This window comes from Niallia sp. FSL W8-0635 (assembly GCF_038007965.1).
GTDB lineage: Bacteria > Bacillota > Bacilli > Bacillales > Cytobacillaceae > Niallia.
Window position 1 is genome coordinate 3,169,527 of sequence record NZ_JBBOYD010000001.1, and the last position, 12,092, is coordinate 3,181,618.

Genomic DNA, 12,092 nt, shown 5'->3' on the forward strand with positions numbered 1-12,092 from the left:
ATAGGCAAATAGTTTTACCTGATTATTTTTAACTATTCTTATTTGTTTACATTCTCATTTACGAGCGGAGGCAAAAACATGCCCTTTAAGCATTTCATTCAAAATGATAAAGGAATCTCCTTAATAGAAATTTTAGTTTCCATTGTATTATTAGGTATTCTCATCACATCCTTTCTCACTTTCTTTCCCCAAGTATCTTCCTTTAATCAGAAGACTGATGAAAGATTAACAAGTGTTACAATAGCAAAAAGTTGGTTAGTCCAAGCACAAAATAGTGAGAGTACCTTATATAAACAATTAATTAAATTAGCAGAAAACCCCAGCACTACTATTAACACAGGCGATTTACCTTTAACCAATATAAAAAGAAATTCAGACTCTATAGAATTAATCTTTAAAGAAAATAACTATTTTATTCATCTTTATCTATTTCATCAACAGAAAATACTACAGGGAGCGAATACCCTTTATAAAATTCGGGTTGATGTGTTTGATAATCAAAATAAATTAAACAGCAATATTTACGGTTATATAACGAAAAAATAAAGGGAGAAAAAAGATGAAGATTCGCAATGAAAGAGGACTTACTTTAATTGAATTACTCGTTTCTCTTGTACTTGGTTCGATTGTGTTAGTCCTTATCTATCAATTCTTTTTTCAAGGAATACACTTTTCGAAAGTAGTCAACGATAAAACATTATTACAGCAAGAAGCAAACAATATGGTTTTAAGTTTAACAAAGATTCACCAAACCTCAGATTCCTATTCTATTAATTTTGATCAAAATCCAAATGCGACATTTATTACGGTGAATGGGAAGCAAAGAATTACATTTATGAATGAAAATTTCCGATATAATTTGATGAAAAGTACAGCAAATGGAACCAATACATCTTATCTACCTAATTCGTTTACCGTGAGTCCACTAAAAGAAGATGTTATCTTGACAATAAAAATTTCTAGTATAGATAAAGAAAACCAATACTATCAAACAACTGTAACTTTATCCCGTTTAAAATAGAAAGGAGGGCCTTCTGCATTGCACTATTTTAATGAAAAAGGAAATACCCTTGTACTTATCCTAGCGCTAATATCCGTTTTTAGTATTCTTTATATTTCGATAGTTGGAGTATCCATAACCAATTCTAAACAGATCACCATAACAGAAGATAATTCTCAGGCCGTCGCTCTTGCAGAGATGGGAATCACTTATTACAAAACTGCCTTATATAATAAAAGCACTGAAGTAAAAGCTAATACCACTTTTAAGGATGCGGTAAACCAGGCAATTACGAAAGAAATAAGTAACACATACGGGAAGATTACTGCTAGTAATAAAGCATCTACAGAAACAGAAATCAATAAAACAGCCTATTTTAGTAAATTATCAGCTATTGCTTCCAATCAATATATGGCAAAAATTAATACTGAACTAGAAGCTACAAATCGTACCTTTTTTCAATCCATAACTGTTCCTGTTGATACTACTTCGTCGAATTCTTTTATGATTTCAAATGTAAAGCAATCCAGTAATCAAGATGGAATCACCTATACATTTGACAGCAAAGGGATTAATGGAAATAAAGAAATAACGTTATCGTCAGTCTTTACCATTCCGATAAAACTAGATCCCATTGTGTTAGAAGCAGAAGCTAGTAGTGGTACTGGGGACGGGACAACCGAAGGAAATACTGGCTCCTCAGATAACCAATCCATTGCACAAACCGGGTTGACTGGAAATGATATTATAGACCCTGGAACATTAACATCCTGTGTGAGTCCTATTCCAGATAATTATCGGTTTTCAAGCAACTGTCAATATAATGGCAATACTACCATTTCAAAAAATACAGATATCATAAATGCCATTTTAAAAACAAATGGAGCATTAACCATTGCTTCTAATATCAACCAATTTGCTAATTCTACTATTTACACAACCAATGATTTAACCGTAACAGGGAATATGAATGGAATTTCTACGATAAATATTCACGTAGGAGGAGATGCTAAATTTAATAATTTAAACAGTAACGTCAACAATTCCATTATTGAAATCGCAAAGAACGGAAACTTTGAAAATATTAGCACTAATAATTCCTCTTTATACGTAGGCGGTAATGTTACTTTCCAGAACGGAAATAGCTTCTTAAACACAAAATTAGAGGTAGAAGGTAATTATTTAAGCAAAAATTGGAATAATACCAGTGATAGTATTATTTCAATTGGGGGTACCGCAGAGATTGATAATATTAATAGTTCCTTTCGTAACACAGTCCTTTCCATAAAAGGTACAACTACTATCAATAACATTAATAATCCTGGAGATAATAGTATAATCAGTATTTTAGGAAATGCTAGCATCTCAGTTATAAATAATCCATCAAAGACAGCTATTTATATTGGCGGTGATGGTACAATTAAGGATATTAATATGGGGAATGATTCTAAAATCTGTGTGAGAGGTACTTTGGATATTACTGGACACTTCAACCAGAATGGAAATGGAAAAGTATATGCATCAAAATTGACGGCAAATACAGCTAGAAACCATGGGAGTAAAATTGATACAAATGCAAATAATTTTACAGCAAATTGCAATAGTGGCTTTCCAGATGGAAATGGTGGAGGAAGTCAAACTCCAGAAACGGTTTACATACCGTCCATCGCCAATGATTTGCGAGTAGAGGATAGTAAAATTAGTGTAGATTATCATTATTAATTGACTACTCCCACAAGTTAGTATAACTTTAAATAAAAAGAAAACAGGAAGAGTGGATTATTTTCATACATTCTTCCTGTTTTTTATCATTTCACATAGCTTCCAACACGATTACGCCCTGCTCTTTTCGCCCCTACATATAATGCTCTATCTGCATGACGAATTAACGCTAATGACTCATCGGCATCTTCAGGTGCATATGCAAGTCCTAGAGAAGCTGTGATATTTACACTTTTTATTTTTTGACGATCATCTATATTTTGTTGAATAACAAATGGTCTAGATGCAATCATCTTACGTATAAACTCAGCTAAATCGAGTGCTTCTGTCTTCGATACATTGGTCAATAGAATGACAAATTCCTCCCCGCCATATCTAGCAACAACTCCATGAGCACCAATAATATTTTCAATTCTTTTAGCGAAAGCTTTTAAAATCTCATTACCAGCTTGATGACCATATAGATCATTTACCGATTTAAAATGGTCTATATCTAACATGATAAGAGCAAGATTGTCTAATTTATTCTCCTTAAGTTCCATAAACTGGTCACTTAATATTTTTTCGAAATAGCGGTAATTATAAAGCTTTGTTAATGCACATTTCTCACTATTTTCCTTCGTTTGCTCAAAGTACTTGGCATTTTCTAACGCAATTGCAAATTGGGTACATAAAAGGTCCAATACCATCAATTTTATGTTAACAAATGCCTTCTTTTGTTTATTCCCCAGTAGTAATACACCGATCACTTTATTATTCTTAATAAGAGGCACACATAATACACTTTGAATCCCATTAGGCATATAGCCCTTATTGACCTTTTTCCAATCTTGTTCGGAATGATATACACATAGTTTCTTCGAGGCCAATACTCTGCCACTTATCCCTTCATTTTCCTGCAGTATATCAGAAAATATAGGTAGCTTTTCCTGTTGTTCCACCCGTGAAATCATTTCTAATTGATTGTTGAAATTTACTTGATGGATAAACACAAAATCAACTTTAAATAATTCATATAGCTTTTCAATGAAAAAATCAACTGTTTCATTCACATACAAATTTTGAGAAAGTTGATGACCAATTTCTGCGGTTTTTCTTAAATAATCATTGGCTGTTTGACTGGAATGGTATAGCTTTAAAATAAGGGATAGAGTTATAAATGGAACACCTATCAATATTAAGGCAGCAAGTCCAATATATTCGTACATAATATATACTGCAATGCCCACTGGATATGTGATAATAGTTGTGAAAATTTCCCATACTAAATCTTTTGTAATAAATCGTTGCTTTCTTTTGTACACAAAACGATCAATCAGATATATACCCAAAGTATTTAGTAACAGATAGGAAAGAAGATAGAGGCTTATCAAAATAAAAGAGTTTAGATCAAAGGCTAAATCAAATCCATGTTTCCCGCCAAGAAGATAGTAAATAATCCCACTAAAAAAGGAGACAAGGAAAAACATGGTCGAATTCATAGGCAAACGAAAAAGTGTATTTCTATCTAACTTTGCTTGATATAATACTGCCAATAACGCAATTTGAACAAGAATGATTTCGATAAATAATCCAAATATTAAAAAAACAGATAATGTCGCCCATTGTAAGAAAAATACCGGGGTTCCATTGATAATCATTGGCATACTAGCAACAACTGTCATAAATACTAAAAATGAAAAAATCTCCCATTCATTGCCACGAATTTGTGGTGGGTACGTGTTATAAGAGAACCATAACCCCAAAGAGAGAATAAGTATCCAAACTGTCCAAATTATTTTTTTATCGCTTGGTTTAACCATTCTCTCACCCCTTTCTTTATACCAAATTCCCATCTTCTAAATCTCATATTTGATTCAAAACAACTATCTAATTTTAATTTTTTATTATAAAAGAGAATATTTTACCATTTTCTTAAAATTCCCACATTTCAAACCTAATAAATATATACTACCCTTTTCTTTCCTAATAATCTATATATTTTTTTGTGAAATAGTTATTTCTTGAAATTATTCCAAAATGTCTTTACTTCGGAAATAAAATACAACGATCCTGTTATAAGTAACATTTCATCCGCTTTACTATTTTCTAATTGATATAGGATGGTTTTTCTCCAATCGCTGCTTTGCTCCTTCAACGGATGATTACTTTCTTCATATAACATACTACTGCCTGCCGCTCTTGGGAAATCAAATGTTACAAAGCTTATCGCTGTTGCAACTTGATCTAGTTTATGTATCATTTTATCTGTTTTTTTATCAGAAAGTGCTGCAAAAACAATCTTTTTCTTCTTATCTTTATAACGATTGACTAACACATCTACTAATGCTTCTATCCCTTCTTCATTATGGGCACCATCTACTACTACTAAAGGATTTTCAGAAATAATCTCAAAACGGCCTGGCCATTTGGACAGCAATAAGCCCTTTCGAATACTATCATCATTAATAGATACATATGTCTCCCGTAATAGCTGAGCACCTATAACTGCTAAAGAAGCATTTTCTACTTGGTGCCTACCAAACATAGTAATCTGCAAATTTATCCAAGTAGAAAAGGAAGACTTTAAACTGAAACATTCAACGGAGGATTCTGTATAATATTCATCGATGGCAAAATCCTTATCTAATAAATAGATTGGAGCTCCCATTTCATATGCTTGTTTGACAATTACATCTCGTGCATCTTTTTGTTTAACAGCCGCAATTATCGGTACTTCCTTTTTAATAATTCCTGCTTTCTCAAATGCAATTTGTGCATATGTATCACCCAAAATTGCTGTATGGTCTAAGCCAATACTTGTAATAATCGATAGTAAAGGAGTGATAATATTAGTTGAATCATATCGACCGCCTAATCCTACCTCATAAATAACGATATCCATTGTATTCATATAAGCAAAATAGTAGAAGGACATTGCCGTTATAATTTCAAATTCTGTTGGTCCACCAATCTCCATTTTATCCATTTCTTCAACAATCGGATATAGTTTATTCGCTAATGCTAGAATTTCTTCATCACTAATTGGATTGCCGTTTACACTTATTCTTTCATTAAATTGTTCTATGTAGGGAGATGTAAAGGTTCCTACTGTTAATCCTGCTTGTTGTAGAATATTTCTTAAATAAGTAACGGTAGATCCCTTCCCATTAGTTCCACCGATATGAACCGTTTTTATCTGTTTTTCTGGATGATTTAGCTTTTCCATCATCATTTCCATTCTTGATAACCCAGGTTTTATACCAAAACGCAAACGTGAATGAATCCAATTTAGTGCTTCTTCATAGCTATGAAACATCCCTACACCCTCTTTTAATTTTAATTCTTATCTATAACAGCATTTATTTTAAGACAATACACATAAAGAGTATATAACAAAGTACTATTTAGCAGACTAAATACACAAAAAATCCTACTGGAAATACGAGACAGTCGAGGCCCGATAGTAAGCGCTGGTATTCAAGTCTGCGGCTTTAAAAGTAATCCGTTGTTGAATAGAAGAAGGGTGCCTCAAAGGTTTTGATAGTGGAGACACCCCTCGTTCTACTATGAAATTAACCTTTTAGTTCGTTTATACGTGCTTCTACTGCTGCACGCTTTTCTAAATAGTCTTTTTCTTTTGCTCTTTCCTCGTTAATTACCTTTTCTGGCGCTTTTTTTACAAAGCCTTCATTGCCTAATTTCTTTTGAACCCGTTCTACTTCTTTATTCCATTTCTCTAACTCTTTATTTAATCGAGCTATTTCTTCTTCCATGTTGATTAATCCTTCTAATGGAAGAATAATTTCAACACCAGTTACAACTGCAGTCATCGCTTTATCTGGAACAGCAATTTCTGTATCAATGCTTAATGTTTCTGGATTACAGAAGCGTTCAATAAATGATTGATTTTCTAGAAGAGTTGCTTTTACCTCTTCATCCTTCGCTTTTAATAAAATGCTGATTTTCTTACTCATTGGTGTATTAACTTCCGCGCGACTATTACGTACAGAGCGGATAATCTCAACAAGTAATTTCATATCATTAGCAGCTTTTTCATCTGTGAATGCAGAATTTACCTCTGGCCATTTCGCGATGGTAATAGATTCTCCAGCATGAGGTAAGTTTTGCCAAATTTCTTCTGTAATGAATGGCATAAATGGATGTAATAATCGCATTGTATTATCTAATACATAAGCTAAAATGGAACGAGTTGTTAGCTTAGCCGCTTCATCCTCTCCGTACAGTGGAAGCTTCGCCATTTCAATATACCAGTCACAGAAATCATCCCATATAAAGTTATAAAGAACTCTTCCTACTTCACCGAATTCATAGCGATCTGATAAACGTGTTACTGTTTCAATCGTCTCATTCAGTCTAGTTAAAATCCATTTATCAGCAACTGATTTTTCTCCAGTTAAATCAATCTGTTCATAAGTTAATCCATCCATATTCATTAACGCAAAACGAGAAGCGTTCCAAATTTTATTGGCAAAGTTCCAAGTTGATTCTACCTTTTCTATACTGAATCGTAGATCTTGACCTGGAGAGCTTCCAGTAGATAAGAAGTAACGTAAGGAATCTGCACCATACTTAGCAATAACATCCATTGGGTCTACTCCATTACCTAATGATTTACTCATTTTACGACCTTGCTCATCGCGAACGAGCCCGTGGATTAATACATCCTTAAATGGTCTTTCTCCAGTAAATTCTACTCCTTGGAAAATCATGCGAGATACCCAGAAGAAAATAATGTCATAACCAGTTACTAATGCAGCAGTCGGATAATAACGTTTATAGTCCTCTGCCTCTGTATTCGGCCAATCTAATGTTGAAAATGGCCATAACGCTGAACTAAACCATGTATCTAGAACATCTGTATCTTGTTCCCAATTTTCAATATCTGCTGGCGCTTCATGGTTTACATAAACTTCGCCTGTTTCTTTATGATACCAAGCAGGAATGCGATGCCCCCACCAAAGCTGACGAGAAATACACCAATCACGAATATTTTCCATCCAGCGCATATATGTGTTCTCAAAACGATTTGGTACAAAGTTTACTTTTTCTTCCTCTTTACCTTGTAATCCAATTGCTTCATCAGCCAATGGCTGCATTTTAACAAACCATTGGGTAGATAAATATGGTTCTACTACTGCACCGCTTCGCTCTGAGTGTCCAACGGAATGCATATGTTCTTCAATTTTAAATAGTACGCCCATTTCCTGTAAATCTTTTACGATTTGCTTACGGCACTCGAAACGGTCCATACCTTCATATTTACCAGCACGCTCATTCATTGTACCGTCTTCATTCATTACTAAAATTCTCTCTAAATTATGACGGTTTCCAACTTCAAAATCGTTCGGGTCATGTGCAGGAGTCATTTTAACAGCACCTGAACCAAAATCCATTTCAACGTAGTCATCAGCAACAATTGGAATCTCTCTGCCTACGATTGGGAGAATTACTTTTTTACCAATTAAATGCTGGTATCTCTCATCTTTCGGATGAACGGCAACACCTGAATCGCCTAACATTGTTTCTGGACGAGTTGTTGCTACTTCAATATAGCCAGATCCATCTGCTAAAGGATATTTCATATGATAGAATGCACCTTGTACATCCTTATAGATTACCTCAATATCAGAGAGCGCTGTTTTGGTAGCCGGGTCCCAGTTAATAATATATTCTCCGCGATAGATAAGCCCTTTATTGTATAAAGAAACAAAAACCTCACGGACTGCTTTGGATAGCCCTTCATCTAATGTGAATCTTTCACGAGAATAATCTAATCCTAGACCTAATTTAGACCATTGAGCACGGATATGACTCGCATATTCCTCTTTCCATTTCCATGTTTCTTCAACAAACTTTTCACGACCAAGATCGTATCTGCTAATCTTTTGGGCACGAAGCTTTTCTTCAACCTTTGCTTGCGTTGCGATACCAGCATGGTCCATTCCAGGAAGCCAAAGTACATCGTAGCCTTGCATTCTTTTCATTCTTGTTAAAATATCTTGTAGTGTTGTATCCCATGCATGCCCTAGATGCAATTTACCTGTTACATTTGGTGGTGGGATTACAATCGTATATGGCTGTTTTCCTTCATCCGGCTTAGCCTCAAAAAACTTTCCTTCTAACCACCAATCATAGCGACCCTTTTCAATACTTGCTGGATCATACTTTGTCGGCATGGAGATTTCTTTCATTTCCATCCTAATTTCCTCCTAATCCTGTCCTTTGTACTTTTTAAAGCAAATAAAAAAACTCCACTCGTCTTAAAAGGACGAATGGAGTTTTTTCGCGGTACCACCTTTTTTCCAACACAATAAATGTATTGGCTCTTTAAAAGATGATATCGGATACTGTCCGTCTTTTACTAATAAGCAAACCGTTCGCAAAAGAAGCTCGAGGGCTACATTCCAATGGGTTGAATAGAAATCTCTCAGCAAATGATTTCCTCTCTTTGATACAACGGACATTGTACTACTCCCTGTCATTGCCTTAATAATTTATTTTATATATGCTATACTACCGAAAATATCTTATTCTCGTCAATAAGGATTGCCGATTTTTTTTCATTTTATTCATTTCTATTTTTTTGTTTATCTTTAATATATGTATATCAAATTCAATCGTTACAATATAGCAACTGTTTTCATAAAGTTTGTTGCTATGCCCCTCAACTATAGGCAACAATAATAGACCCAAGATTTTAATCCTGAGTCTCTGCTTGTTCTGCTGCTTGTTCTGCTGCTTCTTGCTGTGCTTTCTTTTGTCTTTCTATTTCATCCACTCGCATGACGACATATTCCGTATTTTTTAAAAGCCAATACTGTTTAAGTAGTTTTTGCGCATATTTCCGTTCGTTAATGTCTTTCTTATCTGCTTTCATATATTTCTCACAAATACGAAGAGCAGGGCCTGGATGAGCCAAATAGCTTAAAAACAAAAGCATTTCCTCATATTTTAATGGATTATGATTAAAATACGTATAAAGCCACTCTATACAGTCCTCATTTTGCTTTGGTGCTGTCTTTAATGATCTGGAGAGAAACGGAAGTAAATCATGACTTGCTGATCCATATCTAGCATTTTCAAAATTTGTAAAGTAGCCATATCCCCTATCATCATAAAGAAAATGCTCTGGCGATATTTTCCCATGAATAATGGAGACTCTCGCCTTTTCATCTTCTTTCGTTTCTTCATACCATTCCTTTAATTTCCCCTCTGAATAAATCAAAGCCTGCCGAATGTCATGGTAATACAAGCAAAACATTAACTCAAATGGGGACATATATTCTTTGTTTTCACATTGCTCAATAAACCCATCTAGAAATTCTTGTTCTTTCTCCAGATCTAATTGAGTATTTTCAAAATGCTCCTGTCGATCTTCCTTCTCTATTTTCACTTCTTTAGAAGTTAAGATATGGAGTCTCGCAAGCTCTCGAAACATTTGTTGATGCTTCTTGAAGTATGTTTCTCTTTCCTCATTTGGCAGCCAAGGCATCAAGTAATACAATTGGTTGTCGTAAAGAATCGCATATCTGCCATCTACAGCTGGATATATAGGCACTATTCGGTTATACCCTTTTTGATAAAGCATTCGTATATGGCGAGTGAAATCAGCACCATTATGAGGATCAATTCGTTTTAACGCAAAGGTACCTTTATTGCTATATATTTTAGCAACTTTACCAAACTCCTCAACAAAATTGGGCTCTACTGCATATGCTTTTAAAATTGGTGTATACTTCTTCAAAATATTTTTTTCATTCATATCCGCCCACACTTTCTTATAAAGTGAAACTTCCATCTTCTCCTTTTTTCTACAGATGGTTAGTTGAATAAATCGGGCATTTTATCAACAGCTTCCAAATAGAGCTGCTGTCAAGATATTATAATACCTTTCAACTCTATGACACTTTAATCGATTTTCCCCCTCCAAAAACAGTGGAAATAAGTCAAAAAACAGTCAAGCAGGCCCCCCTGCTTGCTGTATTAGTTGCACTTAATTCTCGATAAAGTTTCCTGGAATATATAGAACTTGCCCCTCATAGACATCTTGATTCGCTTCCATTCTGTTTTCTTTCAATAATGTATGGATATTGACATTATATCTATTACTTAATTTTTCTAATGTATCACCTTGCTGTACAATACAAACCTTTACTTTCGTATGCTTCTCTTCTTCTTTTCTTGCAAAAAATTCTGTAAAGGTTAAGGACTTTGTTTTACTAAATAGACCTTTTTTCTTCTTAGGCTCCTCATTAGGAGATGATGATGATTCTTCCAGTTCCTCTTCTTCAAGGACAACTTCCTCCTCTTTCGATTCAGAAGAAGATTCCTGTTGTGGCTTTTGAAAAACTTCCTCGGCAGAATACACACTTTCCTCACTTCTGAATAAAGAAATCTTCATTTCTGGCTCTGTAGGAGTGACTTCCTCTTCTCTAGAAGCCTCAGAAAAGTATGGTACATTTTCAGGATCATTTGTACTCCAATCATCCTCTTCATCTGGTGACTTTCTAACCTCTAATTCGAATGGAGAATAGATGTCATCCTCTACTTCCTGTTCTTCTCTCTGCTCTTCTAATAAAGGATTAACATTTTGGAATGGACTAACGTCTATTTCCACAGGTTCTTCTATTGAATCATTTACATCATCTTCCACTGGACTGCGCCATGCAAGTTCTAATTCTTCTTCTACTTCCTCTTCTTCTACTTCCTCTTCTTCCTCAGAAGCAAGACCTGAAATAGTTAAATCTGCGGTTAAATTTAAACAGCTTCTTTCTGGAAAGACATAATCAAAAGTATCAATTTCAATTTCCACATCATCAAGACTTGTTACTCTTGCAAGGGGAATCGTAATATCCACAGGGAAATGATGCAAAAATTCACATACCCCTTCTTCTCTTTCCATTACAGAATGAATTAATTTAGGAGCCTTAAAAGCATCCTCTTCTTGCTCCCCCTCATTGTAGCGCTTGTACTCACCACTTAGCTCTAAAGAGCCTTGAATGATAATATACTGATCGTTCTCTTGGATTGTTATATTGGGATCAAGCGAAATAGAAAGCAGATCTGCTACTTCCTGTCCTTTTTGAAACCAAACTGACTCTTCCAGCGAAAACCGTAAAATAGACGAATTCTCTTGAGACAAAGCGACTCCTCCTCTCATTCCTTTCACGTATATATCACTATTGTCTTTAAAAACTTATGATTGTCTGTAACACTTTATGAATATTTCTTTCATTTGTTTGCCTTAAAGAGGAATGAAATTTAAAAGAACCGAGTCAAAAAAACTCATTTTTCTGAATTCATACACCAAATTGTTAAAACTATTTGCTTTTCCTGCCTTTTTTTTCACATAAGGTCTTATATAATA

The 12,092-nt window shown here is 34.4% G+C and carries 8 protein-coding genes and 1 other annotated feature; of the genes, 3 read left to right on the forward strand and 5 right to left on the reverse strand.

Going from position 1 to position 12,092, the window contains the following annotated elements; all coding sequences use genetic code 11:
- Nucleotides 1-78: 78 nt before the first annotated feature.
- From NYE52_RS15350 to NYE52_RS15360, 3 genes are read left to right on the forward strand one after another with little or no spacing between them, the layout of a single operon-like run.
- Nucleotides 79-546, forward strand: a complete 468-nt coding sequence (locus tag NYE52_RS15350) for a type IV pilus modification PilV family protein (protein ID WP_341193878.1) — start codon at nt 79-81, stop codon at nt 544-546.
- Between the two features lie 13 nt (nt 547-559).
- Nucleotides 560-1,021 (forward strand): PilW family protein, encoded by a 462-nt coding sequence (locus NYE52_RS15355; RefSeq protein WP_341193879.1) that lies wholly within the window; start codon nt 560-562, stop codon nt 1,019-1,021.
- Nucleotides 1,022-1,039: 18 nt separating this feature from the next.
- Nucleotides 1,040-2,722, forward strand: a complete 1,683-nt coding sequence (locus NYE52_RS15360; RefSeq protein ID WP_341193880.1) for a hypothetical protein — start codon at nt 1,040-1,042, stop codon at nt 2,720-2,722.
- Between the two features lie 86 nt (nt 2,723-2,808).
- Here NYE52_RS15360 and NYE52_RS15365 read toward each other — a convergent pair whose 3' ends face one another.
- From NYE52_RS15365 to spoVID, 5 genes are all read right to left on the reverse strand, one after another.
- Nucleotides 2,809-4,524: a sensor domain-containing diguanylate cyclase gene (locus NYE52_RS15365; RefSeq protein WP_341193881.1), complete on the reverse strand. Its 1,716-nt coding sequence runs from the start codon at nt 4,522-4,524 to the stop codon at nt 2,809-2,811.
- 194 nt (nt 4,525-4,718) lie between these two features.
- Nucleotides 4,719-6,020 (reverse strand): bifunctional folylpolyglutamate synthase/dihydrofolate synthase, encoded by a 1,302-nt coding sequence (locus tag NYE52_RS15370; protein ID WP_341193882.1) that lies wholly within the window; start codon nt 6,018-6,020, stop codon nt 4,719-4,721.
- 256 nt (nt 6,021-6,276) lie between these two features.
- The gene (locus NYE52_RS15375; RefSeq protein WP_341193883.1) at nt 6,277-8,922 is read right to left on the reverse strand and encodes a valine--tRNA ligase; all 2,646 of its coding nucleotides are present in this window, start codon (nt 8,920-8,922) and stop codon (nt 6,277-6,279) included.
- Nucleotides 8,923-8,986: 64 nt separating this feature from the next.
- Nucleotides 8,987-9,216, reverse strand: a binding site (T-box leader).
- 206 nt (nt 9,217-9,422) lie between these two features.
- Complete coding sequence (gene ysxE, locus NYE52_RS15380) at nt 9,423-10,523, reverse strand: spore coat protein YsxE (protein WP_341193884.1); 1,101 nt, start codon at nt 10,521-10,523, stop codon at nt 9,423-9,425.
- A gap of 195 nt (nt 10,524-10,718) precedes the next feature.
- On the reverse strand, nt 10,719-11,867 hold the full coding sequence (gene spoVID / locus NYE52_RS15385) for a stage VI sporulation protein D (protein ID WP_341193885.1): 1,149 nt from the start codon (nt 11,865-11,867) through the stop codon (nt 10,719-10,721).
- Nucleotides 11,868-12,092 lie beyond the last annotated feature (225 nt).

Excerpts from the sequence above, each read along its gene's own strand:
- NYE52_RS15365 (WP_341193881.1), bottom strand. The coding sequence starts at position 4,524 with ATGGTTAAACCAAGCGATAAAAAAATAATTTGGACAGTTTGGATACTT.
- ysxE (WP_341193884.1), bottom strand. The coding sequence starts at position 10,523 with ATGGAAGTTTCACTTTATAAGAAAGTGTGGGCGGATATGAATGAAAAA.
- NYE52_RS15375 (WP_341193883.1), bottom strand. The coding sequence starts at position 8,922 with ATGGAAATGAAAGAAATCTCCATGCCGACAAAGTATGATCCAGCAAGT.
- NYE52_RS15355 (WP_341193879.1), top strand. The coding sequence starts at position 560 with ATGAAGATTCGCAATGAAAGAGGACTTACTTTAATTGAATTACTCGTT.
- NYE52_RS15350 (WP_341193878.1), top strand. The coding sequence starts at position 79 with ATGCCCTTTAAGCATTTCATTCAAAATGATAAAGGAATCTCCTTAATA.
- NYE52_RS15370 (WP_341193882.1), bottom strand. The coding sequence starts at position 6,020 with ATGTTTCATAGCTATGAAGAAGCACTAAATTGGATTCATTCACGTTTG.